This window comes from Idiomarina sp., from assembly GCF_048265525.1.
Taxonomy (GTDB): domain Bacteria; phylum Pseudomonadota; class Gammaproteobacteria; order Enterobacterales; family Alteromonadaceae; genus Idiomarina.
On the sequence record NZ_JBLXBI010000008.1, the window covers coordinates 24,958 to 47,535 of the forward strand.

26 protein-coding genes and 1 other RNA gene are annotated in these 22,578 nt (G+C 46.5%); 20 read left to right on the forward strand and 7 right to left on the reverse strand.

The genetic code is table 11. From position 1 onward, the window contains the following. Positions 1 to 10: 10 nt before the first annotated feature. A complete protein-coding gene (gene ribBA / locus ACN0TF_RS13275) occupies positions 11 to 1,126 on the forward strand; it encodes a bifunctional 3,4-dihydroxy-2-butanone-4-phosphate synthase/GTP cyclohydrolase II (protein ID WP_417442287.1) in 1,116 nt (371 codons plus the stop codon). Here the strand turns inward: ribBA and ACN0TF_RS13280 are convergent. From ACN0TF_RS13280 to ACN0TF_RS13295, 4 genes are read right to left on the reverse strand one after another with little or no spacing between them, the layout of a single operon-like run. Next, the gene (locus ACN0TF_RS13280; RefSeq protein ID WP_417442288.1) at positions 1,123 to 2,040 is read right to left on the reverse strand and encodes a ketopantoate reductase family protein; all 918 of its coding nucleotides are present in this window, start codon (positions 2,038 to 2,040) and stop codon (positions 1,123 to 1,125) included. The two genes, ribBA and ACN0TF_RS13280, sit on opposite strands and share 4 nt — an antisense overlap. Then, positions 2,027 to 3,370 carry an AmpG family muropeptide MFS transporter gene (locus ACN0TF_RS13285; protein ID WP_417442289.1) on the reverse strand — a complete coding sequence of 448 codons (1,344 nt, stop codon included), beginning with the start codon at positions 3,368 to 3,370 and terminating at the stop codon, positions 2,027 to 2,029. Before ACN0TF_RS13285 ends, ACN0TF_RS13280 begins: the two co-directional genes overlap by 14 nt. After that, positions 3,370 to 3,960 (reverse strand): peptidylprolyl isomerase, encoded by a 591-nt coding sequence (locus tag ACN0TF_RS13290; protein ID WP_417442290.1) that lies wholly within the window; start codon positions 3,958 to 3,960, stop codon positions 3,370 to 3,372. Before ACN0TF_RS13290 ends, ACN0TF_RS13285 begins: the two co-directional genes overlap by 1 nt. A 2-nt stretch (positions 3,961 to 3,962) precedes the next feature. After that, entirely contained in the window at positions 3,963 to 4,508 is a 546-nt protein-coding gene (locus ACN0TF_RS13295) for a YajG family lipoprotein (protein WP_417442291.1), read from the reverse strand. 129 nt (positions 4,509 to 4,637) lie between these two features. Between ACN0TF_RS13295 and ACN0TF_RS13300 the strand changes: the two genes are divergently transcribed. The 3 genes from ACN0TF_RS13300 (at position 4,638) to ffs (ending at position 6,676) form a co-directional block, all read left to right on the forward strand. Beyond that, positions 4,638 to 5,726, forward strand: coding sequence for a ketoacyl-ACP synthase III (locus ACN0TF_RS13300; protein WP_417442292.1), 1,089 nt, complete (start codon positions 4,638 to 4,640; stop codon positions 5,724 to 5,726). A 20-nt stretch (positions 5,727 to 5,746) separates the two neighbouring features. Continuing rightward, on the forward strand, positions 5,747 to 6,496 hold the full coding sequence (locus tag ACN0TF_RS13305) for an enoyl-CoA hydratase (RefSeq protein ID WP_417442293.1): 750 nt from the start codon (positions 5,747 to 5,749) through the stop codon (positions 6,494 to 6,496). Between the two features lie 83 nt (positions 6,497 to 6,579). Next, an RNA gene (gene ffs, locus ACN0TF_RS13310) (signal recognition particle sRNA small type) lies at positions 6,580 to 6,676 on the forward strand. 17 nt (positions 6,677 to 6,693) lie between these two features. On the opposite strand, the gene ACN0TF_RS13315 is transcribed toward ffs, so the two are convergent. Genes ACN0TF_RS13315 through priC form a run of 3 tightly spaced genes read right to left on the reverse strand, consistent with a single transcriptional unit; the run spans position 6,694 to position 8,426 of the window. Beyond that, positions 6,694 to 6,969: a late competence development ComFB family protein gene (locus ACN0TF_RS13315; protein ID WP_011235094.1), complete on the reverse strand. Its 276-nt coding sequence runs from the start codon at positions 6,967 to 6,969 to the stop codon at positions 6,694 to 6,696. Positions 6,970 to 6,973: 4 nt separating this feature from the next. Beyond that, on the reverse strand, positions 6,974 to 7,909 hold the full coding sequence (locus tag ACN0TF_RS13320; RefSeq protein WP_417442294.1) for a histone deacetylase: 936 nt from the start codon (positions 7,907 to 7,909) through the stop codon (positions 6,974 to 6,976). Further along, entirely contained in the window at positions 7,896 to 8,426 is a 531-nt protein-coding gene (gene priC / locus ACN0TF_RS13325) for a primosomal replication protein PriC (protein ID WP_417442295.1), read from the reverse strand. Before priC ends, ACN0TF_RS13320 begins: the two co-directional genes overlap by 14 nt. 469 nt (positions 8,427 to 8,895) lie before the next feature. Between priC and ACN0TF_RS13330 the strand changes: the two genes are divergently transcribed. The 16 genes from ACN0TF_RS13330 to adk all read left to right on the forward strand — a co-directional run bounded on the left by ACN0TF_RS13330 (position 8,896) and on the right by adk (position 22,547). After that, positions 8,896 to 9,684: a DUF3450 domain-containing protein gene (locus ACN0TF_RS13330; RefSeq protein ID WP_417442296.1), complete on the forward strand. Its 789-nt coding sequence runs from the start codon at positions 8,896 to 8,898 to the stop codon at positions 9,682 to 9,684. Beyond that, complete coding sequence (locus ACN0TF_RS13335) at positions 9,681 to 11,048, forward strand: MotA/TolQ/ExbB proton channel family protein (RefSeq protein WP_417442297.1); 1,368 nt, start codon at positions 9,681 to 9,683, stop codon at positions 11,046 to 11,048. Before ACN0TF_RS13330 ends, ACN0TF_RS13335 begins: the two co-directional genes overlap by 4 nt. Before the next feature lie 3 nt (positions 11,049 to 11,051). Next, entirely contained in the window at positions 11,052 to 11,576 is a 525-nt protein-coding gene (locus tag ACN0TF_RS13340) for a MotA/TolQ/ExbB proton channel family protein (protein WP_417442298.1), read from the forward strand. A gap of 12 nt (positions 11,577 to 11,588) precedes the next feature. Continuing rightward, positions 11,589 to 11,990, forward strand: coding sequence for an ExbD/TolR family protein (locus ACN0TF_RS13345; RefSeq protein ID WP_417442299.1), 402 nt, complete (start codon positions 11,589 to 11,591; stop codon positions 11,988 to 11,990). A 1-nt stretch (position 11,991) separates the two neighbouring features. Then, positions 11,992 to 12,603, forward strand: coding sequence for an energy transducer TonB (locus tag ACN0TF_RS13350; RefSeq protein ID WP_417442300.1), 612 nt, complete (start codon positions 11,992 to 11,994; stop codon positions 12,601 to 12,603). Between the two features lie 3 nt (positions 12,604 to 12,606). Further along, positions 12,607 to 13,905 carry a tetratricopeptide repeat protein gene (locus ACN0TF_RS13355; RefSeq protein ID WP_417442301.1) on the forward strand — a complete coding sequence of 433 codons (1,299 nt, stop codon included), beginning with the start codon at positions 12,607 to 12,609 and terminating at the stop codon, positions 13,903 to 13,905. Positions 13,906 to 13,979: 74 nt separating this feature from the next. Beyond that, on the forward strand, positions 13,980 to 14,789 hold the full coding sequence (locus ACN0TF_RS13360; protein WP_417442302.1) for a DUF692 domain-containing protein: 810 nt from the start codon (positions 13,980 to 13,982) through the stop codon (positions 14,787 to 14,789). Beyond that, entirely contained in the window at positions 14,782 to 15,537 is a 756-nt protein-coding gene (locus ACN0TF_RS13365; RefSeq protein ID WP_417442303.1) for a DNA-binding domain-containing protein, read from the forward strand. The genes ACN0TF_RS13360 and ACN0TF_RS13365 overlap by 8 nt, the downstream gene beginning before the upstream one ends. Positions 15,538 to 15,603: 66 nt before the next feature. Continuing rightward, positions 15,604 to 15,726 carry a hypothetical protein gene (locus ACN0TF_RS13370; RefSeq protein ID WP_255801606.1) on the forward strand — a complete coding sequence of 41 codons (123 nt, stop codon included), beginning with the start codon at positions 15,604 to 15,606 and terminating at the stop codon, positions 15,724 to 15,726. 35 nt (positions 15,727 to 15,761) lie between these two features. Further along, a complete protein-coding gene (locus tag ACN0TF_RS13375; protein WP_417442304.1) occupies positions 15,762 to 16,139 on the forward strand; it encodes a response regulator in 378 nt (125 codons plus the stop codon). A 16-nt stretch (positions 16,140 to 16,155) separates the two neighbouring features. After that, positions 16,156 to 16,689, forward strand: coding sequence for an adenine phosphoribosyltransferase (locus ACN0TF_RS13380; protein WP_417442305.1), 534 nt, complete (start codon positions 16,156 to 16,158; stop codon positions 16,687 to 16,689). 25 nt (positions 16,690 to 16,714) lie between these two features. Then, complete coding sequence (dnaX, locus tag ACN0TF_RS13385) at positions 16,715 to 18,823, forward strand: DNA polymerase III subunit gamma/tau (protein ID WP_417442306.1); 2,109 nt, start codon at positions 16,715 to 16,717, stop codon at positions 18,821 to 18,823. Between the two features lie 31 nt (positions 18,824 to 18,854). After that, positions 18,855 to 19,181: a YbaB/EbfC family nucleoid-associated protein gene (locus tag ACN0TF_RS13390; RefSeq protein WP_034823014.1), complete on the forward strand. Its 327-nt coding sequence runs from the start codon at positions 18,855 to 18,857 to the stop codon at positions 19,179 to 19,181. 16 nt (positions 19,182 to 19,197) lie between these two features. Further along, positions 19,198 to 19,803, forward strand: coding sequence for a recombination mediator RecR (gene recR, locus ACN0TF_RS13395; RefSeq protein WP_011235079.1), 606 nt, complete (start codon positions 19,198 to 19,200; stop codon positions 19,801 to 19,803). A gap of 65 nt (positions 19,804 to 19,868) precedes the next feature. Continuing rightward, entirely contained in the window at positions 19,869 to 21,782 is a 1,914-nt protein-coding gene (gene htpG, locus ACN0TF_RS13400; RefSeq protein WP_417442307.1) for a molecular chaperone HtpG, read from the forward strand. Between the two features lie 117 nt (positions 21,783 to 21,899). Continuing rightward, positions 21,900 to 22,547, forward strand: coding sequence for an adenylate kinase (adk, locus tag ACN0TF_RS13405; RefSeq protein WP_011235077.1), 648 nt, complete (start codon positions 21,900 to 21,902; stop codon positions 22,545 to 22,547). The last annotated feature ends 31 nt before the right edge of the window (positions 22,548 to 22,578 follow it).

The following is a 22,578-nucleotide window of genomic DNA, read 5'->3' on the forward strand; positions in this document are numbered from 1 at the left end:
GTAAAGCGTTATGTCACTGCATAGCACAGAAGAAATTATCGAAGACATTCGTCAGGGTAAAATGGTTATCCTTATGGATGACGAAGACCGCGAAAACGAAGGCGATATTATTATTGCAGCCGAGTGCGTGACGCCGGAAACCATCAACTTTATGGCGCGTTACGGTCGTGGACTAATTTGCTTAACGCTGACTGAAGAACGCTGCGAGCAACTTAATTTGCCGCTGATGGTGGATAAGAACAACGCACCATACGCAACAAGCTTTACTGTCTCGATTGAGGCTGCTGAGGGTGTAACCACAGGTATTTCCGCGGCGGACAGAGCGAAAACGGTGTTGGATGCTGTGAAAAAAGACGCCAAGCCGGAAGATTTGGTTATGCCTGGACATATTTTCCCGTTAAAAGCGAAGTCGGGCGGGGTGTTGAACCGTGCGGGACACACCGAAGCGGGTTGTGACCTTGCGCGTTTAGCTGGTTTTGAACCTGCGGCGGTTATCGTGGAAGTGCTGAATGAAGATGGCACCATGGCGCGCCGGGCCGATCTTGAAGCTTTTTCTGAAGAGCATGGTATTAAAGTCGGCACCATTGCCGATTTAATTGAGTATCGCTCGATACAAGAAAAAACCATAGAACGGGTAGCTGAATGTAATTTGCCTACGGCATTTGGCAAGTTCCGGTTAATCACTTATCAGGACACTATTGATGAGCAGGTACATTATGCTCTTGTTCATGGTGACCTCTCGCAAGATAAAGTGACTAACGTACGAGTTCACTTGCAGGATACTTTCCACGATACCTTTCTAACCGAGCGTGCAGCAAAACGCAGCTGGCCAATTCAGAAAGCTATGTCCTATATTGCTGAACACGATGGTGTGCTGGTTATTATTGGTCGTCAGCAGACGCCAGAAAGCATCATTGCTCAGGTGTGTGAGTTTGAAGCTCAGGACAAAGGTGAACATAAGCCAACAACGTCGGCGTCAAATGCGTCCCGGAATGTCGGTTTAGGCTCACAGATTCTGGCAGACTTGAACATTCATAAAATGCACTTAATGAGCTCGCCAAAACGTTACTCTGCACTGTCGGGCTTTGGCCTGGAAGTGGTCGACTTTATTGAAGACCAAGACTAACCGTTGTAACGTTGTTGGAATTCATTGAATAGTTGCTGGTGAGTTGGCGTGGCAACACCCGCCGTCTTACCAGCGTTAATTAAATAACCGGTTAACTGCTGTATCTCGGTACGCCGTTGTTGTTGAATATCCTGCAGCATTGAAGAGTGGTTTAAGGCTGTTTCCTTTGCTACTAAAAGCACCTCCTTATAGCATTCCTCAGTTGTCAGCGACACGTTGTGACTTTTTGCTACAGCAACGGCTTCTGCCACAAGGCTGTATACTTGTGTCTGCCAGTTTTCCTTCAGTAATTCGCCATTTGCGCACTCATGAACTGCGGTCAGCGGATTAATAATGCAATTAATAACGAACTTTAACCAGCGCCTCTCACTTAGATCTTGTTCCAGAGTAAGTGGAGGGAATGCCTGTTGCAGGACCAAGCCAGGGGCAAAGTCTGTCGGCTGATTCCGGCCTTGAGGGCCGACTTCAAGCCAGCTACGACCTGCACCTCGGTGCTCTATACAAAAGTTGCCATTTTCACTCTGACTTTTCACTGCACCGTGGGTTGTCACCAGTGGGTGTAAATTAAGTTCTTTTAACAGTTCCGGAAGTTCAACCATGCCGTTGTGGCTTATTACTATGGGCATGGTTTTATTAAATCCGTGCAATGTCGTTATGCGTAGCAGAGCTTGAATCACGTCAAAGGCCTTAACCGCAATAACGAACACAGTATTTCCGGCCAGAGGTTGCGTAATAACCTGAGCACTGTAGTCAGCCTTAAACTGCTTATGAGTGACTTGCCAGTTTATTTCTCGCGGCCCGCTCTCACGCGGTAGTACTGACACAGACTGGCCGTGTTCCAGCAGAGCGCTGGCAATAAGTCCACCGATTGCCCCGGGGCCAAGTACTACCCAGTTCAGGTTAGCCTTCGTCACGTTTTCGCTCCAGCTCGGCTATGGGTTTACGAATAAACCAGAGGAAGATAAGACTGGGAATAACCATTAAAGCGGTTACCACAAAGAACAGTGCCCAGTTGCCATCCATATAATCGACAATTGTTCCGCTTGAGGACGACAATAAGGTTTTCCCTAAAGACCCCAACGATGCCATTAGCGCATACTGGGTTGCGGTAAAGGTTCGGTTACAAAGTAAACTGATAAAGGCAACGAAGGCGACGGTTGACCAGGCACTGGTAAAGCCGTCAATTAAAACCGCGCTTAGAAAAAGGTTTGTATCCGGGCCTACCAGAGCAATCCACGAGAACATCAGATTAGAGGTAGCCATGGCTATGCCGCCTATGAGCAGGCCTTTAATTATGCCCAGTCGTAAATTGACGGCACTGCCTAGCAGTGCAAAAACAATCGTTACCCACCAGGTAACTAATTTTGAATAGGTGCCGATTTCGGCATTAGTAAAACCAACTTCTTTATAGAAAACAATGGACATCCGGCCCAGAAAAGCTTCACCAATTTTAAACAAAAAGATAAAGGCCAGAATTGAAAACGCCAGCTTAACGCCGTTGCGGGAAAAAAATTCCCCAATGGGCTGAATAACAACAAGATTGACTCTTTCTTTCATTGCTGGCCAAAAGTGGGTCAGCTTTGTCTTTATGGTTGGATCCTGATGATAAGTGGTACGGCGTACAAAGAGTACGACGGCTGCAAGTACTAACATGATGCAGCCCAAACCGAAATACGCGTGTTGCCATTGCCAGTTTATACCATCGACAAAAAAGAACGGCAGGGCGCCTAAACCGCTGTAACCTGTCCACCATCCTGCAGTTGTCATTGCTGCGCCGGCGCTTTGCAGACGGCCTTCGGTTTCAGCAAAAGACTCAATCCGGTAGGCATCAATAGCAATATCCTGAGTTGCAGAACTTATTGCAATGCCCAGCGCGATTATCCCGGCCAGATGAAGGTTGCTGGTGATATCCAGACTGGCCAATGCAAAACAGCCACCGGCAATGAGCATCTGGCAGAGAAAGATCCAGCTTCTTCGTTGACCCAGCCAGCGAGTAAGCAGCGGAAGCTTGAAATTGTCTATTAGAGGAGCCCATAAGAAGTTTATTGAGTAAGCCGCTGAAACAGCACCAAAATAACCAATAGTTGATCGGGTAAGGCCTACTTCCTGCAACCAGGCAGACAGCGCTGAGCCAATCATCACCCACGGAAAACCACTGGCAAGACCCAGAACAAAAATAACTAAAACACGTGGCTGTTTATAGACTTTAAGGTCTTGCCAGAAAGTCGGTTTGGTCAAAGCCATTAGTTTTGAGGAACAACCTCTATGCGTTTTAAAATAGGCGGGTCGACAGGTACATCGGCCCAGCCAATATCATCGCTGTAAGCCTGAGATTCAAGTTCCGCCATGGCCTCCAGCACATCTAAGCCATCCACAATGCGACCGAACACAGTATATCCCCAGTCACCATCGTCGGGGTCTAATGAGCTATTGTCATTTAAATTAAAGAAAAACTGGCGGGTAGCAGAATGTGGGCCGCGCTCACGAGCCATGGCAACGGTGCCATATTCGTTCTTTAAGCCGTTACCCGATTCATTTACAACTTTCTCGTAAGAAGGTTTGTCCTGAAAGTCTTCGTCGTAACCTCCACCCTGAATGACAAAGTCCGGCACTAAGCGATGAAATATGGTGTCGTTGTATTGTGCTTTTTTCACGTAGCGGAAAAAGTTTTTAACGGTTAACGGGGCGGCGTCGCGGTTAAGTTCAACTGTAATGTCACCCATAGAGGTGACTAATTTAACCCGGGGGAATGGGTTGTCCGGCTGAATCTCAGCGTGCCCGACGCTGATAAAAAAGGCTGCGGTAATGCCAATAAAGTATTTAAGGAATGTCATTGCTAAAAATCCTCTTGTTCACGTATGCGCAGCTTAGGGTCATTGGCAATTTCTGTGAGTACTGAGTTCAACAATTGATTAAACTGACGTTCCATAGTTGCCTGAGCAGGCTTAAGACCGCCGCTCGAGTTATAGGTTCCCGAATAAAAGTTACTGTACCGGCGGTTTCCCCGGGTTGCCTCTACACGGATAGTTACACTGTGCTCCAGTTCGTATTTCACTGTATGAAGCGTTGCATCAATCAATGCTTTTTCAATGGTGACATGCCAGGTAAGCCCGTTGTTGTCTGAAGCACCTGTAACAGGCTGTAAAGCCTCTTCGATAATGTCTGTTAAAGGCCTTTGAGCGGGGGCAAACTGGGCCTTATCTTTATCTTTTTTATGACGGTACAGATAAGAGTATGAACGCTGGTCTTTGACTTTTAGCTGATTAACCTTGGCGCTAAGTTTATCAGTAACAGTGTCAGAGCTGATAATTAATGGATCAGGCTGGCTCTGGCAGGCGCTGATAATAAGTAAAAAACCTGCTGCTAATATTGTTCGGAACATTGGAGTTATCCTTTTTTCTGGCGGTCATTCACCTGACGTCGATTCGTGCTATCATACGGTGAAACCGTATTGTCATAAAATACCTTACCATTATGACGATACTAGCCGACAGAAGTAAAAGGTTTTGCCGTGACTAAATTTGCTGAAATTACCGGTTGGGGAAAATGTCTGCCACCGGCTGTAATGACCAATGATGATCTTGCCACTTTTCTGGAAACTTCCGACGAATGGATTGTTTCGCGAACGGGGATTTCCGAACGTCGAGTAAGCCATGTCGGTACATCCGAGTTGGCGACGGTTGCTGCACGCAATGCCTTGGCAGCTGCCGATTTAGATCCTAACGAATTGGATCTCATCATTGTCGGTACTTGTACTGCAGATGAACTTATTCCTAATGTCGCTTCTAAAGTACAGCAAAATATTGGCTCAAAAAATGCGGCAGCGTTTGACCTAAATGCAGCTTGCAGCAGCTTTTTATACGCTATGCATGTTGCAACTCAAGGCATAAAAACCGGCGCACATAAAAAAGTTTTGCTGATAGGTGCTGAGCGTTTAACCCGTATTCTGGATTGGACTAAACGCGAAAGTGCGGTGCTATTCGGTGATGGTGCGGGGGCTATGGTACTTGAAGCCTCAGATGAAGAGGTTGGTCTGCTAGCCAGCCATATTAGTTGTGATGCCGATGCCCGCGACGTGTTGAGTCTGAATTTTGGCTCAAGCTTTGATCGCTTTAATTTTGACGGCATCATGCAATTTGATTTTGTTGGTCAGGAAATATTTAAACGGGCAGTGAAGGGAATGAGCGCTGCTGTTGAAAAAGTTTTTCAGGAAACCGGCATGACCACCGACGATATCGATGCCCTTATTCCGCATCAGGCGAATAAACGGTTAATCGATTTCTTAGGTAAAATGTGCAAAGTCCCGAGCGAGAAAACCGTTATTAATATTCAGAATTACGGGAATACGTCCTCAGCGACATTGCCTATTGCCTTTGCTGAAGCAGCTGACAACGGTATTATCAAGCCTGGCGACAGCATTATGTCAGCTGTGTTTGGCGGTGGACTCACGTGCGGTGCCGGATTGATTAAATGGGGCCAGCGAGTCACGCCCAAACGTCCTAATCAAATGGAGCTACCGGCCGGTGATAAGAGCGCGTTGGAACTGATTGTGCCAATGCATGAAGCGACTAAAAAAGCCTGGAAAAATCGCGGTCAGTAATAATTGACGGGAGACAGATTTTGAATACTGAAGAGCTCGTACAAGTTTCGCAAGATAACGGTGTTGTTCGCATACGTCTGAACCGACCGGCAAAGAAGAATGCCTTCACTCAGGACATGTACACAACATGTAATGACGCGTTGAAAGCGGCAGACAACGATAGCTCGATTCATGCTGTGCTTTTTGAGTCCAGTGGCGACAGTTTTTCTGCCGGTAACGATTTAAATGACTTCTTATCAATTGAAAACTTAGACGAATCGGCACCCCCGTTTCAGTTTTTACATACGTTGGCGCGTGCTGAGGTGCCTATAGTTGCTGCAGTAAATGGATTAGCAATAGGTATAGGCACGACACTCTTACTGCATTGCGATATTGTTTACAGTAGTGACGACGCGGTATTTGCATTGCCATTTGTTCAGCTTGGGTTGTTGCCTGAAGCGGCTTCCAGTTTGTTGTTGCCGCAAATTTGTGGTTACCAAAAAGCGGCAGAACTGTTATTGCTTGGCGAAAGTTTTGACGCGCAGTCGGCTCAGCAGGCCGGGTTTGTTAACCATGTGGTTTCGCTTGAGCGTTTGCCTGTTGTGGTTGACGAAACTCTGGATAAACTGCGTAAGCAATCCAGCAAGTCATTACGAATTTCCAAGCATTTATTAAAGCAGCCAACGGAGTCAGTAGCTGATCGCATCAGTCGTGAAGCGACGTTTTTTGCAAAAGCGTTAAGCTCAGATGAAGCTCGTCAGGCAATTGCTGCAAAGCTGCAGAAAAAGTAAGCAAAAGATAAACTGTGGGTTGTTTCAGGCAGGTAACTGGTTCATAATGCAGCCCGCTTTGAACAAAGCGTTTATGGTGACTCTGCGGGTCCCCTCGCAACGCTAACTGGTGAACCCGGTCAGGCCCGGAAGGGAGCAGCCGTAGTCAGGGATGTGTGTGCCGAGGTGTGGCTGGTAGAGTCGCCACCCAATCTTTATTAATCGCCGTCAGGGCGTTTTCTTCCTTTTAAGAACTCCAGCGCTTCCGCTATTGCCTTGTGTACCTGCATTTCCATATCCAGCCGCTTTGACGGTGGTAAAAAGAAAGCCATATCAACTTCGTGACGAATATACCGAGGCGGCAACTGATTGAGCACCAGACAACTGAGATCAGCAAGAAACTCCTGGCTGTGTTGCTTCTCCAGTTCCAGTTCTTCTATCCGGTCTGCAACTAAGCGCTCGTAATAATTGTGAATGTCATCGTCAAACTTCATACTTTTATCCTTCTGTTAGCTCATTCTCAGTATAGACATAATAACTGGCTCTTAGTAGTTGAGCATGGGCTCTGACTAAACGAGGTAAATTACGTTGATACCCACCGCCGATTACAGCAGCTAGAGGAGTCTCATGTCGTTTAGCAAAGCGTAGTACAGTGAGGTCTCTTTGAAAAATACCTGCCAGACTAATATTCAGATGACCCAACTCGTCCCGCTGATAAATGTCGACACCGGCATCGTAAAGAATAAGATCAGGTTTAATTTCGCGGTTGATGCGTTCTAGAGTATTTTCAAGAGCAGCTAAGTATTCTTTGTCAGAGGTGTGTTTAGCTAAAGGGATATCCAGATTAGAACTCACTTTGGAGAATGGAAAGTTGCGCTCTCCGTGTATTGAGCAGGTAAAAACTCTATCATCATTTTCGAAGAGCGTGGCGGTTCCGTCGCCTTGATGAACATCAGTATCCAGTACCACTATTTTTAGCTCTGGGTGGCGAACCAGTATTTCATTGCAGGCTATCGCTAAATCGTTGAGTACGCAAAAGCCACTGCCCCAGTCTTTGTGAGCATGGTGGTAGCCGCCGGAAAAGTGTATGGCAATTCCCTTCGTTAGTGCCAGCTCAGTCGTCAGCAGTGTGCCTCCAGCGGAGGTGAGAGTGCGGTACAATAGCTGTTCTGACCAGGGAAAGCCTATGCGTCTCCAGCTGTTTTTATCCATGCTGTTCTGCCGTAACTGAGACAAATAGCCCGGACAGTGCGTTCGCGCTACCTGTTCCCAGCTAAGCGGCTCAGGTAGGTGCCATTGATTATTCGTTGCTCCGTGCTTAACCGCCCAGTCTTTTAGTAGGCGGTATTTCTCTATTGGGTAACGGTGTCTGGGAGGTAAATCTAATTCACTGTATAAAGGTGAGTAGATAAAAGGAACGTCAACCTTCTTCATAACGGCTAATCTTTTTCTCCAGAGTATCAATGGCCATTTGGCAGCGATTAAGGCGTTGCTGCGCGCTTTGAATCAAAGTTGGGTTATTACCCCCTGCTGCCGTATCCAGGTTTTCTGTCAGTCGTCTTTCGTAGTCACGATAAGTCACTAATTGTTGATGCATTTGCTGCAGTTGATTTTGCGCAGTAATGCGATGATCTTGCTGTTGTTTTGGTGGTCTATTAGCCCGAAAAGCTGTATTTAATGCTTCTAGCTGCAGGCTAAGTTTTTCCGCGAGGTAACGTTGAGCCTGTTGGTTGTCGCTTTGCTGGAGTTGTCGGAAAAGGCTTCGGGTCTCCGCAACGTAATCGACAGCCAGGTTAGAACTCTGACTGAACAGGGAGGAACTAAACCAATTTTCGCTAAGCTGGCGATGTTTCTTTCTGTTTTCCCCATCAATTTGCTCAGCTCGCTCCTGTAAAGTGTTGAGCAGCTGTTCAATATGTTGTATTGAGGTTACATTTAATATCTCTCTCATCCCTCTATATTAAAGGATTTTAAAACTTAGGTCACGGAATTGGATCTACCATTAAATATAGGCTGGCAAATTATTTGTTTAAAAAACGTTGAAATTGAAATGTCAGTGTTGTTCGTTGATCAAAAAGTGATACTATTCAGGTAGGAGTAATATCCAAAGTTAGGTATATAAGTGCTAATACTGAGGGTATGAAAAGAGTTGACGACAGGATGTTGTCCGAGAAAATATCTGGAAATTACGCGACTCCAGATCCGTGTTCTGCACTGGATATAGCGCGGCAGCTATAGCGCGGTTGACTCAGTTTACTTGGTTGACAGCGTATAGTCATCGTGGGAGTATTCTTTGGTATTGCTGTATTTTTTGGCAATAATAATAAAAAGTGTAGAACTAGATCTTTTCGTCATTCAAACAACTGGTGTTTCGCGCCTTAGGCGTTGAAGCGGAAGTTAAGTCAAATTGGTTGGGAACTATGACCAAAGTAATCAAAAGAACCAAACTCGCTGCAACCCTGATGGGTGTGATGGCGTTTGCTGGCACCGGCGTTGCCGCTGCACAGCAAGTAGATGTAGCTAAGCTACAAAACGAAGAGCAAAAGGTTTTGAACGCTGACGAACAGTCACAGAAGAAAATCGACTCTTTGTTCGAGCAAAGCCAGGATCTTCTTATCGAATATCGTTCAGTCGTTTCTGAGTACGAGAACTTGAAGGTCTATAACGATCACGTTCAAGGCTTGGTCAATGACCAGAACGCTACGCTTGAGTCTCTCCAGAAGCAGATCAACGGAATCGAACGCACGAAACAAGGCGTTGTTCCTTTGATGTATGAAATGATTGACTCGCTTGAGCAGTTTGTGAAGTTGGACATTCCAATTCACCGTGAAAAGCGTATGGAGCGTGTAGAGCGTCTGCGCGATATCATGGATAGCTCAAGTGTTTCTACATCAGAGCAATTCCGTCAAATTATCGAAGCTTATCAAACCGAAATGGACTACGGTTCAGGTTTGATTTCTTATCAGGGCAACCTGGAAATTGACGGTAAGGAAGTGGCTGTTGATTATTTCCACATGGGTCGTGTTGCATTCTTAGCTCAGTCTCTGGACATGAAAAATGCCTGGATTTACAACAACGAAACTGATGAGTGGACTACTTTGGACGACGAGTTTATCCGTCCTCTAACCCAAGCGATTCGTATGTCACGTAAGCAACTTGCTTACGATCTGGTGAAACTTCCAGTATTCGCAGCGGAGAGTGCAGAATGAATAAATTATTAAAATCGTTAATGATTGCAGCAGCAGTCACCCTTTCTGCAGGTACGACTCTCGCTGCCCAAGCTCAGGATCAATCTGAAGCTAAAAACTTAGACGAGCTACTTCAGCTTGTTGAAAAAAACCGCGTTTCTTCACGTGAACTGAACGCCGAACGTGAGCGTGAATTCACTTCTGCTCGTGCAGATAAGCAAGCTTTGCTGAATCGTGCTGAGAAGCAGTTAGAAGAAGAGAAAGCTCGTGGCAAGCGTTTGCAGGAAGAGTTTTCTGAAAACGAAGTTGACCTCGCCAACAAAGAGCAAGAGCTTGAGAATGCCAAAGGCACCTTAGGTGAAATGTTTGGTGTTGTTCGTGGTGCAGCGACAGAAACTATCGGTCGTATTGCGACTTCTATCATTAGTGCGGAGTACCCAGGTCGTGAAGACGTTCTGGAAAGTCTGTCTGAAGCGAAAGAGCTTCCTACTCTGGAAGAGCTTGAAGAGCTTTGGAAAGCCTTGCTGACTGAAATGGTAGAGTCAGGAAAAGTTGTTAAGTTTGATACCGAAGTTACCTTACTTGACGGTGGTAGTGAAACTCGTGAAGTGGTTCGTGTTGGTACCTTTAACTTAATTTCTGGTAACCAATATCTATTATACAACGATACTACAGAGCAAGTTCAGCCGTTAGGTCGTCAGCCTCAGGGTAGTGCGACTTCGCAAGCTGAAGAATTTGCTAACACTGAAGAAGGTTATGAAGGCGTATACCTTGACCCTTCAAAAGGGCAGATTCTTAGCTTGTTAACTGGCAAAAAGACACTGGAAGAGTTTTATCACCAGGGCGACACTGTTGGTTATGTTATTACAGCAGTATTAATTCTGGGTTTGCTAATCTCTGTATTCAAACTGGTTACTTTGACAACTGCGGCAGGAAAAATTCGCTCTCAGTTGAAGAATCCAGAGCAACCTAAAGACAACAACGCATTAGGTCGTATTCTTAAGGTTTATCAAGAGAATAAGAATGCAGATGTTGAAAACTTAGAACTGAAACTGGACGAAGCAATTCTACGTGAGACGCCTAGAGTCGAAAGTGGCATTAACGTCATCAAGATTCTTGCGGCTATCGCGCCATTGCTTGGTCTGTTGGGTACGGTTGTTGGTATGATTGGTACGTTCCAGTCTATTACACTGTTTGGTACCGGTGATCCGAAGATCATGGCAGGCGACATCTCTATGGCGTTGGTAACAACAGCTATGGGTCTTATTGCAGCTATTCCATTGATTTTGGTTCATAGTATTGTGGCTTCTCGCGGCAAGTCTATTGTTCATATTCTGGACGAGCAAGCAGCGGGTATCGTAGCTGCGCATTCGGAGAAGGAGTAACCCATGCTTTACCTGATGGAACTTTGGGAATCTATCAGGGATTTTCTGGCTACCGGTGGCGATGTCCTGTACATCGTCATGGGGGTGCTCTTTCTAATGTGGGTACTGATGATAGAGCGTTATTGGTACCTTACAGGTGCTTTCCCTAAACTTCGCAATGAAATTATAGCGAAATGGGATGCCCGTAAGGACACCACCTCATGGTACGCCCATAGAATCCGTGAAGCATGGATTTCCGAAGCGAACGATAAACTGAATGCACGTATTCTGTTGATTAAAACTTGTGTTGCCTTATGTCCGCTAGTCGGGCTGCTGGGTACCGTGACAGGTATGATTACGGTGTTTGAAGTTATGGCAGTACAAGGGACGGGTAACCCTCGTCTAATGGCGTCGGGTATATCGATGGCTACCATCCCGACAATGGCGGGAATGGTTGCAGCGTTATCCGGCATGTTTTTCGCGACGCGTCTTGAAAGTAAAATACGCAGAACGAAAGAACGCCTTGTTGACAGTTTGCCACATCACTAAGAGAGTAAAACTATGGCACGTAATCGTAATCGAGAAGAGGAAGATGCGTCGATCGACATGACGCCGATGCTCGACATCGTCTTCATTATGTTGATCTTCTTTATCGTAACGACCTCATTCGTCAAAGAAGCGGGTATTCAGGTTAATAAACCTGAAGCCAATAATACGACCAAGGAGCCTTCAGCTAACATCTTTATCGCAATTCGTGATACTGGTGAAGTTTGGATGGATAAACGTCAAGTTGATGTAGAACGCGTAGGCGCGAACATAGAGCGTCTGCTTGCCGAACAGCCAACTGATGTTGTTGTTATCCAGGCCGACAGAAAAGCTGAACATGGTGTCGTTGTAGAAGTCATGGATCAGGTTAAGGAAGCGGGTATCGATAAGATATCCATAGCTGCGGAGAATAACTAATATGGTGCGCTTTTTAGTATCTTTACTACTAGGTGCCGCCGTTACGTTTGCTCTGTTTGCTTTCATGGCTTACTTAATCAGCGGGGGAGCGCAGCGTAATGAAGCGCCGCCTCCATCGCCGGTTATTGACATCGTAACGTCGCCACCTGAGTCTGACGTTCAGGAGCGTCGGCGTACACCGCCGCCGCCGCCGCCGCCACCGGAGCAACCACCAGAAACACCACAGTCTGAGCCTGATACATCAGACAGTAGTATGAACATGAACATGGGGTTCGATGTTGATGTGGGTGGAGCTGATACCGGACTTTCAGGTCCTGGTGGAGGTTTAAGTTCTGACGGTGACGCAACACCAATTGTTCGTATTGAACCGCGTTATCCGCCTACAGCTGCGCGAAATGGCACAGAAGGTTGGGTACAACTGCGATTCACTATTGACCAGCAAGGTGGTGTAACTGACGTTGAAGTCATCGATTCTGAACCTCGTCGAGTGTTTGACCGTGAGGCACGACGCGCACTGTTGCGTTGGAAATATAAGCCTAAGGTTGTTGACGGTAAGCCAATTCGTCAAGAAGGCATGACCGTTCAGCTCGACTTCACAATGGATGGGAACTAAGAAATGAAATATACAGTAAAAACATTTGTTAGTGCCCTGGCTTTTGCTTCCGTTATGTCGATGACAACGGTCCAGGCTTCGGCTCAGGATCTTGGTTTCAACATTCCGGATAAAGAGACTGTTGAGGCGCAGAAGAAAGCTCGTGACAATAAGGCTGCTTCGCAAAGCATTGGCCGGGCAATTATGGACGCGTTTGAGCTGTATGAAGAAGAAAAAATCAAGGAAGCGATAGCGGTTCTTGAAGATCAAGATCCTGATCCAGGCTACGATTCAGCGTACTTGGGACGCTTTCTTGGTAACCTTTATGCAGCAGATGAGCGCATGGCTGATGCTTTACGAGTTTTGAAAAGCGCAGTCGACCAGGATGTGCTGGGTTGGAGTGACCAAGCGGCAGCGATGAAGTTGGTAGGACAAATTAGTCTGCAAGAAGAGAAGTATGAGCAGAGCCTTGAATACCTGAAAAAATGGGTTCAATTTACAGGTGAACGTGAATCTCAGGTATTCTTGTACATGGCTAATGCGAACTACCAGATGAAGAGCTTCGCTGAAGTCATTCCTTATGCGGAAGCTTCGTTAAAAGCGGCAGACAAGCCTGAAAAGAATGTCTATACGTTGATGATGGCGTCTTACTATGAACGTAAGATGTATCCTCAAGCCATAGAAGTTCTTGAGGAAGGTCTGGATAAGCTACCCGAAGTAACCCAATGGTGGCCTCAGTTAGCGCAGTTCTACATGCTTGAAGAAGACTTAGCTAAGTCTCTTCAAACCATGGAAATAGCTTATATGGCTGGGTACCTGGATACAGAGAGTCAGTACAAAATGCTGGTTCAGCTGTATGATAACGAAGGTATTCCATATAAAGCTGCTTCTACTATGGAGAAACATGTAGAAGCGGGTGATATCGAGAAGAACGCGAAGAACTTTGGAACTATTGCTAATAGTTACCATCGCGCGAAAGAGCTTGATAAGGCCGTTTCCTGGTATGAACGCGCAGCAGAAGCAACCAATGACAGTGATGACAAAGGTGAATACTACCGTAAGCAAGGTAACTTGATGCTGTTGAACGAACAGTATATTGCGGCAGCGGAGCCTTTGAAGAAAGCGTTGGACTATCTTGAGCGTGAAGACGAAGGTCGTGTGTACATGTCTTTAGCAGAAGCGTATTTCTATGGTGGTGACTATCGCCAGGCAATGCGTTATGTTGATGAAGCTGCAACCTTCGATGGTCAACGTCGCAGCGCTCGTAGCTGGAGAGGTTACATCAAGTCTACGGCAGAACGGAAAGGTATCGATCTCGATTAACCACTTTTCGTTTTTATAACTGCATAGTAAAACCCGGCCACAGTGTCGGGTTTTTGTTTTTTGGGGAGAGGAACATGAAATCTCATTCGGTTGGGCTTGGCTTAAGAAACGAGTTGCTCGACGCAGCTTTAGCTGGAGAGATTGATGCTGACTTTCTTGAGATAGCCCCGGAGAACTGGATACCTTTTAAAGGTTCTCGTTTGGACAAACTCGCCCAAATAGCCGGAAAATATCAACTGACCTGCCATGGGCTATCGCTATCTATTGGTAGCCAGGACTGGTTGAACCAAAGCTTTCTGAAAGATGTGAAACGCTTTTTGAATGACTTTGATATTGACATTTACAGTGAGCATTTAAGCTATTGCTCCCATAACGGCCAGTTATACGATTTACTGCCTATTCCTTTTACAACCGATGCCGTTGCCTATGTTGGCGAACGAATTAAAGATGTGCAGGATAGGTTAGGGCAAGCTTTAATACTGGAAAACGTCTCTTATTACGCCAGCCCTTCGCCGCAGCTCACTGAATTAGAGTTTATTAATCAGGTGCTTGAGGCCGGAGACTGCAAGCTTTTGCTGGATGTGAACAATGTTTTTGTTAACAGCGTAAACCACAGTTATGACCCTTATGAGTTCATCGATGGCCTGCCTTCTGAACGAATTGTCTACGGACACATAGCGGGACATCACGAAGAATACGACGATCTTTATATTGATACTCATGGTGCCGGCGTAAAAGACGAAGTTTTCCAGCTTCTGGATTATGCTTATAGGCGGCACGGCGTTTACCCTACTTTGTTGGAAAGAGATTTTAACTTCCCATCACTGGAAGAGTTAAATCAGGAGTTGAATAGAATAAAGGCGATACAGGCTCACCATGAGTAAAATGACTTTTAAAGAAATTCAAAATCGCTTTGTTGAACAGTTAAAAGCGCCGGAAAAGTTCGTAGACGAGCCTTGGCTAAATGAGATAGAAGCGCGGCGGCTGGCTGTTTATCAGCGATTGTTGCGCAATAATATTTTTCGGTTTATTGATAGTGCATTCCCCATACTTAAAAAGCTGACAGCGGAAAAACAATGGGCAGAAACCAAAGAGCGGTTTTTTCGTACCTTTTCTTCTCAGTCACCATATTTTACTGGTATTGCAGCAAGCTTTGTTGAGTACCTGCAGTCTCACGACGAGTTGTTTATTTTTGCGGCAGAACTGGCTCATTATGAATGGGCAGAACTGGCGGTAGAGCAAAAGCCGTGGCCGGAAAATTATACTCGCTTGGAAAAGGTGCTTCATAGGGACTTTCTGATTGCACTTAACCCCACGGCTATGGTTTCGTCATATCAATACCCTGTTGATGAAATAAGTACTGAGTTTCAACCTCAGGAACCCTTGGCAGAACCGCGTTTTTTGATCGTATTTCGCGACAACAGTGATAAGGTTCGCTTTATTCGTATCAATGCGATGACTTTTTTACTGTTAACAGAGTTACAAGATAGAGATAGTATTCAACTGAATAGCTTACTCGCGCTTTTGCCCGAGTTACTTCCTCAATGGCCTAGAGAACAGTTACTGCAAGGGGCCGAACAGACTTTAAACAGGCTGGCCGGGCAGCAATTGATATTGAAGGTAAAGAATTGAATTCAACTTTTATCGTTGTCGAGGATCGAGTATGATCAGCCCCGATTTCATCAAGAGGTAAAAGTTATGTCATCAGAAACCTTTAAAGAACCGGCAGGCAAACGATTTTTGCTTATTACGGCAGTGTTGTTTTTATTCTGGGCCTGTTTACCGCTGGTTCTGCGTTTAACACAAATTCTTTCTTCTTAAATACATCCTCATTAACTATCAGGTAAACGACATTTATGTCAGTCACTTTGCTCGTTGTCGAGGATAAAGACAAAACGCTTGAGTCTATTTGCAGCGCGATAAAGCCTCTGGGCTTCGAGGTTACTGTAGCCCGGGATGGTTTAGATGGCTTAAGTAAAGCGAAACAGACCTATTTTGATATTGTTTTGCTTGACCACAAAATGCCGGTTATGGACGGTTTGTCTTTACTGAAAAACCTGCGCGATTTAGACGCCTATCACCGCACTCCGTTGTTGTTTATGTCAACTCAGGATTTGGTAGAGATAGAGCCAAAAGCATTAAAGGCTGGTGCGACTCAATGTCTGGCTAAACCTTTGAACGAGGATTTTCTGTTGGATACGCTAAAATCCTGGGCGGTGCGCTTTGTCGCATAATGATGAGACTAATATTATGGAATCAGCTACGACTGATATAAGAGACTCTATCGGTTCCATTCCGGACTATCCTAAGCCAGGTATTATTTTCCGGGATATAACGCCTTTACTGCAAAACCCAGATGCGTTCAGATTAACCATTAATACGTTAAAGCAACGCTACGCTGAGCAGGGCATAACACAAATTGCTGCCGTTGAAGCCCGTGGCTTTATTTTTGGTTCCGCATTAGCCTATGCCATGGGTTGTGGAGTCACTTTGTTAAGAAAACCGGGAAAGTTACCCGGTAAAGTGACACGCCAGAATTACGAGTTAGAGTACGGCTCAGACGAACTGCAAATGCATGAAAACGCTTTGACCGAAAGCGATCTGGTGCTGATTGTCGATGATTTACTGGCTACCGGCGGAACCGTGGTTGCTGCAAGTCAGTTGATTAAGTCCTCCGGCGCAGACGTTGTAGAAGCGGCTTTTGTGGTCTCTTTACCTGAGCTTGGTGGCGAAGATAAATTGCAGCAGGCCGGCGTTGCGTGCTATACCTTATGTCAGTTTTAACGAAACAGAGTTAATAATCCATCCTATGAGTTATCAGGTACTGGCGAGAAAATGGCGACCTTCGCAATTTGCAGAAGTTGTCGGCCAACAACATGTTTTGAAGCCGCTTGAACACGCATTAGACAAGCAGCGGCTTCATCATGCTTATCTGTTTACCGGTACTCGCGGGGTGGGTAAAACCACCATTGCACGAATCCTCGCTAAAGCACTGAATTGCGAAGAAGGTATTACGGCAACGCCATGTGGCAAATGCAGTGCCTGTCTTGAAATAGAGCAGGGACGGTTTGTTGACTTACTGGAAATTGACGCAGCATCAAGAACCAAAGTTGAAGACACCCGCGAGTTACTTGATAACGTCCAATATCGCCCCACCCGTGGTCGTTATAAGGTGTATTTAATTGATGAAGTGCACATGCTGTCACGGCACAGTTTTAATGCGCTGCTGAAAACACTGGAAGAACCACCGGAGCACGTAAAGTTTCTGCTGGCGACAACCGATCCGCAGAAGCTACCGGTCACCATTTTATCGCGCTGTCTGCAGTTTAATTTAAAAGCCTTGTCGAACGACGATATTACGCAGCAGCTTAGCTATGTTTTATCGCAGGAACAGGTTCAGGCTGACTCCGAAGCGCTGCCTCTCTTGGCTCGTTCTGCCCGTGGCAGTATGCGCGATGCGCTTAGCTTAACCGATCAGGCTATTGCCCAAGGTGGCGGCTCGGTGAGTATCGACAGTGTCAGACGTATGCTTGGCAACGTACCCGTGGCAGATATTGCCGCATTACTGGAATGTGTTCTGGAAGGGGATGCAGAAGCGGTAATGCAGCGTGTGGACAGCATGGTATCCATGGTACCGGACTTGAGTTCAGTTCTGGTTGAGCTACAGAGCTTGTTGCATCAGCTGGCGTTGGTTCAGCAAGTGCCCAGTGCCGCTAACGTGTTCGAAAACAGCGATGTTGTGAAACCATTATTGCGACGCATGCCGGCTGAACTTATTCAGGTTTTCTATCGCTCGGTTTTGGAAGGTCGCCGCGAGCAGGCTTACGCTATAGATGCGCGTAGCGGACTCGAAATGACTTTATTGCGTCTGCTGTGTTTCCGTCCGGCAGAGAAGGGCGATTACAACATTTCAGAACCGGACTCGTCTGCTGTTGATATGCCGGAGTCAAAGCTAACTGCTCCAGAAGTGACTGAACCTGAGCCTGAAGCAGAAGTAACACCGCAGGCAGAACCAGAGCCGCAGCCTGAAGCTGAGCTCTCAGAGCCTATGCAACCGTCTTATAGTGAGCATGAAGAGCCTCCTGAATTTAATTACCCTGAACCGGATGATGACGCAGGCTTTTATCATAATGATGCGCCTCCGTATCATATGGAAGAGGCTGCTAAGTCGGAGCCTGTACCTGAGCCAGCGGCGCAGAGCAGTTCTGGCGTAGCCGATCTTTTACGTGTGCGAGAGCAACTGGCTGAAAAAAAAAATCCAGACAATAGCAACAAAACATTAAACAGCCGGGCAGAAAACAGTTCGCCGATGCCATTAACTGTTCCGGCAAAAGCCGAACCAGAAGCTCAACCCGAGCATCAGCCGGAATCAAAAGACGAATTAAACGCAGAGTTGGGTAGCGAAACCAGTATAGAACCAAGTGTAGAGCCAACTACAGAGTCAAATACTGACTCGGTGGCATTACCAATAGCCGAATTGAATCAAGATACTAGTAACTACGAGTTACCTGAGTTAAATGACGATATCCGCGAAGCCGCCGAAGTTGATAAATGGAGTGCCATGATTGCGGGCATGGACATTTCCGGGTTGGCTCGTCAGGTGTTGTTAAACTCAGAACTGCAAAAGCTCGGCGACGACGACTGGCTGATTCTGGTGGCTGAAGAACAAAAAAGTTTATTGAACGAATCAACCAGTCAGGCCGTCAGAGAGTCTTTGGCCGGGCTATTAGGGGCGACCGCAAGGGTAGAGTTTAAAGTTGGCGTACCGAGCCAGCCAACCCCTTTAATGGTGCAACAACATATCAATGAATACCGTCACCAGCGCGCATGTGAAATATTACATGGGGACGCCAGCGTGCAGGAATTACAGCAAAGGTTTCAAGCGCAAATTGATGAGTCATCAATTCAGGCGCGTTAATTTTTTAAAAGCTTAAACGAGGAATTAAATTATGTTTAAAGGTGGAATGGGTAACATGATGAAGCAGGCGCAACAAATGCAGGAGCGCATGCAAAAAGCCCAGGAAGAAGTCGCAAATATGGAAGTTACCGGTGAAGCCGGTGCAGGCCTGGTTAAAATTACCATGCTGGGTAACCACAACGTAAAGCGCGTAAGCATTGACCCAAGCCTAATGGAAGACGATCAGGAAATGCTGGAAGACTTAATTGCTGCAGCTACCAACGATGCTGTGCGCCGCGTTGAAGAGACCAGCAAAGAGCGTATGTCTGAAATAACCGGCGGTATGGGTTTACCCCCGGGCTTTAAAATGCCGTTCTAAGAGCTAGGGTAAGTTAATGAGTATAAGTCCGGCAATCGATCAACTGGTCGAGAATTTAAAACGCCTACCGGGTGTTGGCCAAAAGTCAGCACAGCGTATGGCGTTTCATTTGCTTGAACGTGATCGCGGTGGAGCCTCAAGGCTTGCCGAGTCTTTGCAGTCTGCGGTGGAAAAAGTAGGCCACTGCGAGTGTTGCCGGACCTTAACCGAAGAACCTCTGTGTCGCATTTGCAGCAACCCCATGCGGCGCGAGAACGGTGTGCTTTGCATTGTTGAAACACCCGCCGACGTATTAGCCATTGAACAGACCTCTCAATTTCAGGGGCGGTATTTTGTGCTGATGGGGCATTTGTCTCCGCTGGATGGCATTGGGCCGGCTGACATTGGTCTGGATGAGCTGGAGCGGCAACTACAGAGCGAGCCGGTGGAAGAAATTGTGCTGGCGACTAACCCGACCGTGGAAGGGGATGCTACCGCGCACTATATTGCCGACATTGCCGCGCAATTGAATATCAACACCACCCGAATTGCTCACGGGGTGCCAGTAGGCGGTGAACTGGGTTATGTCGATCAAACCACACTGGGTCACGCCTTCAGTGGCCGAAAACAATTTTCCCGATGACTTGAAAATGTCTCCTGCGCCCCCATTGTTATTGCCATAGGTAATAACAGCAGGAGAAATATACTATGGCGGAAGCCGGTCAAATGGAAAAACATGGATTTCAGACAGAAGTAAAACAATTGCTTCACCTGATGATTCATTCGTTGTATTCCAATAAAGAAATTTTCTTACGCGAATTGGTCTCTAACGCGTCCGACGCAGCAGACAAACTGCGTTTTAAAGCCTTAAGTGACAACTCTCTTTACGGTGATGACAGTGACCTGCACGTTCGTGTTTCTGTTGATAAAGACAGCCGCACCATTACCATCAGCGACAACGGCGTTGGTATGACGCGCGACGACGTGATGAATAACCTGGGAACCATTGCCAAGTCAGGCACGGCTGAGTTCTTCGGTCAGCTCTCCGGCGACGAAGCAAAAGACAGCAAGCTTATTGGTCAGTTTGGTGTTGGCTTCTATTCAGCCTTTATTGTTGCCGATGAAGTTACCGTAAGAACCCGTTCAGCATTAGATACAGACGCTCGCGGGGTTGAATGGCGCTCGCAAGGTGAAGGCGATTTCGAAATTGCTGACATTGATAAAGCCCGTCGCGGCACTGACATTATTTTGCACCTGAAAGACGATGCCGATGAATTCTTAGATGAAAACCGTCTGCGTGGCATTATCAACAAATATTCAGAGCACCTGAGTATCCCGGTTCAAATGTGGAAGGAACCAGTACCTGAGTCAGAAGATGACGAAGGCAACAAAGTGGAAGGGCAGCCCGGCGAATGGGAAACTGTAAACTCAGGTCAGGCGCTCTGGACTCGTGAGAAGTCAGACATTACTGACGAAGAATACAAAGAGTTCTATAAGACCGTAGCGCACGACTTTGATGAACCACTGCTGTGGAGCCACAACAAAGTTGAAGGCACAACCGAATACACTAACTTGCTGTACATTCCAAAACGCGCTCCGTGGGACTTATGGAACCGCGAACAACAGCACGGCGTTAAACTTTATGTGAAGCGTGTCTTCATTATGGACGACGCTGAGCAGTTAATGCCAACTTATCTGCGCTTTGTACGTGGTTTGGTTGACTCAAATGACTTGCCGCTGAACGTTTCGCGTGAAATTTTGCAGGACAATAAAATTACCCGTGCTATGCGTAACGGCAGTACCAAAAAAGTACTGCAAATGCTGAAGAAGCTGGCAAAAGACGACAAAGAACAGTATCAACAGTTCTGGGATACTTTTGGCAACGTGCTGAAAGAAGGTCCGGCGGAAGATCACACTAACCGTGAGCGTATTGCCGAGCTGCTGCGTTTTGCTTCAACACATAACGACGGCGCAGTGCAGTCAGTCAGCCTGGACGACTACATTGAGCGTATGAAAGAAGGTCAGGATAAAATCTTCTACATTGTTGCCGACAGCTACGAAGCCGCCAGAAACAACCCTGCGCTGGAAATCTTCAACAAGAAAGGCATTGAAGTGTTGCTGCTTTCAGAGCGCATTGATGAATGGCTGATGAGCCACCTGACTGAATTTAAAGAGAAACAGTTGCAGTCAGTGACTCGTGGTGACCTTGACTTAGGTGAACTGGACGACGAAGAGGACAAGGCTGAGCAGGAAAAAGCTGAAGAAGCCTTTAAAGAGAATCTGGAACGCTTTGAAAAAGCTTTAGGTGACAAAGTGAAGAAGGTTCGTGTGACCAATCGCTTAACTAACTCGCCGGCCTGTATCATTACCGACGACAATGATATGAGCACGCAAATGGCTAAGCTGATGGAAGCCGCCGGTCAGGCGGTTCCCGAAACTAAGTACATCTTTGAAGTGAACCCTGATCACCCTTTAGTTCAGCGCATGCTGACCAAAGAGGACGATACCTTCAAAGAATGGGCTGAAGTGTTATTGGATCAGGCCACTTTAGCGGAGCGGGGCAACCTGAAAGATCCGGCCTCCTTCGTTACCCGCCTTAACAAATTAATGCTTAACGCTTAATTTTGTACTAACCGCTGTGGGAAAGTCATTGCCTGCAGCGGCTTTCTGCGCTTGTAATAGCCCGCCTGTCAGGGTAAAGTTCGGGGCAGACTTTTGAATCATGCAAAGAGGTTTTCTATGCGCATTATTTTGCTAGGCGCCCCGGGAGCTGGAAAAGGAACTCAGGCACAATTCCTGATGAATACTTTTGGGATCCCTCAAATTTCCACCGGTGATATGCTGCGTTCAGCAATAAAATCCGGATCGGAATTGGGTAAAAAGGCCAAACAAGTTATGGATGCCGGACAGTTAGTGTCGGACGACATCATTATCGAGTTGGTCAAAGAACGAATTGCAGAGCCAGACTGCCAGAATGGTTTTTTACTCGACGGTTTTCCAAGAACCATTCCGCAAGCCGACGCGATGCGCGATAACGGTATTGAAATTGATTACGTGCTGGAATTTGATGTTCCGGACGAAATTATTGTTGATCGCATGAGTGGTCGCCGTGTCCATCCTGGTTCCGGCCGTGTTTATCATGTTGAGCACAATCCACCGAAAGTGGAAGGCAAAGATGACGAAACGGGTGAAGATCTGGTTGTTCGCCCGGATGATCAGGAACAGACGGTTCGTAAACGCCTTTCGGTTTACCACGAACAGACGGAACCTTTGGTAGAGTATTATCAAAAGCTGTCTGAAGAAGGTAAGACGGAGTATCACAAAATTGATGGTACGCAACCCGTTGAAAGAGTCAGTGAGCAACTGGGCGATTTGCTCAGAAAGTAATTTTTTACTAAAAGGCTCACATGGTGAGCCT

Bases quoted from the DNA above. Each gene is read 5' to 3' on its own strand.
- ribBA (WP_417442287.1), top strand. From the start codon at position 11: ATGTCACTGCATAGCACAGAAGAAATTATCGAAGACATTCGTCAGGGT.
- ACN0TF_RS13285 (WP_417442289.1), bottom strand. From the start codon at position 3,370: ATGGCTTTGACCAAACCGACTTTCTGGCAAGACCTTAAAGTCTATAAA.
- ACN0TF_RS13290 (WP_417442290.1), bottom strand. From the start codon at position 3,960: ATGACATTCCTTAAATACTTTATTGGCATTACCGCAGCCTTTTTTATC.
- ACN0TF_RS13295 (WP_417442291.1), bottom strand. From the start codon at position 4,508: ATGTTCCGAACAATATTAGCAGCAGGTTTTTTACTTATTATCAGCGCC.
- ACN0TF_RS13315 (WP_011235094.1), bottom strand. From the start codon at position 6,969: ATGAAGTTTGACGATGACATTCACAATTATTACGAGCGCTTAGTTGCA.
- ACN0TF_RS13320 (WP_417442294.1), bottom strand. From the start codon at position 7,909: ATGAAGAAGGTTGACGTTCCTTTTATCTACTCACCTTTATACAGTGAA.
- priC (WP_417442295.1), bottom strand. From the start codon at position 8,426: ATGAGAGAGATATTAAATGTAACCTCAATACAACATATTGAACAGCTG.
- ACN0TF_RS13330 (WP_417442296.1), top strand. From the start codon at position 8,896: ATGACCAAAGTAATCAAAAGAACCAAACTCGCTGCAACCCTGATGGGT.
- ACN0TF_RS13335 (WP_417442297.1), top strand. From the start codon at position 9,681: ATGAATAAATTATTAAAATCGTTAATGATTGCAGCAGCAGTCACCCTT.
- ACN0TF_RS13340 (WP_417442298.1), top strand. From the start codon at position 11,052: ATGCTTTACCTGATGGAACTTTGGGAATCTATCAGGGATTTTCTGGCT.
- ACN0TF_RS13345 (WP_417442299.1), top strand. From the start codon at position 11,589: ATGGCACGTAATCGTAATCGAGAAGAGGAAGATGCGTCGATCGACATG.
- ACN0TF_RS13350 (WP_417442300.1), top strand. From the start codon at position 11,992: ATGGTGCGCTTTTTAGTATCTTTACTACTAGGTGCCGCCGTTACGTTT.
- ACN0TF_RS13355 (WP_417442301.1), top strand. From the start codon at position 12,607: ATGAAATATACAGTAAAAACATTTGTTAGTGCCCTGGCTTTTGCTTCC.
- ACN0TF_RS13360 (WP_417442302.1), top strand. From the start codon at position 13,980: ATGAAATCTCATTCGGTTGGGCTTGGCTTAAGAAACGAGTTGCTCGAC.
- ACN0TF_RS13365 (WP_417442303.1), top strand. From the start codon at position 14,782: ATGAGTAAAATGACTTTTAAAGAAATTCAAAATCGCTTTGTTGAACAG.
- ACN0TF_RS13370 (WP_255801606.1), top strand. From the start codon at position 15,604: ATGTCATCAGAAACCTTTAAAGAACCGGCAGGCAAACGATTTTTGCTT.
- ACN0TF_RS13375 (WP_417442304.1), top strand. From the start codon at position 15,762: ATGTCAGTCACTTTGCTCGTTGTCGAGGATAAAGACAAAACGCTTGAG.
- ACN0TF_RS13380 (WP_417442305.1), top strand. From the start codon at position 16,156: ATGGAATCAGCTACGACTGATATAAGAGACTCTATCGGTTCCATTCCG.
- dnaX (WP_417442306.1), top strand. From the start codon at position 16,715: ATGAGTTATCAGGTACTGGCGAGAAAATGGCGACCTTCGCAATTTGCA.
- ACN0TF_RS13390 (WP_034823014.1), top strand. From the start codon at position 18,855: ATGTTTAAAGGTGGAATGGGTAACATGATGAAGCAGGCGCAACAAATG.
- recR (WP_011235079.1), top strand. From the start codon at position 19,198: ATGAGTATAAGTCCGGCAATCGATCAACTGGTCGAGAATTTAAAACGC.
- htpG (WP_417442307.1), top strand. From the start codon at position 19,869: ATGGCGGAAGCCGGTCAAATGGAAAAACATGGATTTCAGACAGAAGTA.
- adk (WP_011235077.1), top strand. From the start codon at position 21,900: ATGCGCATTATTTTGCTAGGCGCCCCGGGAGCTGGAAAAGGAACTCAG.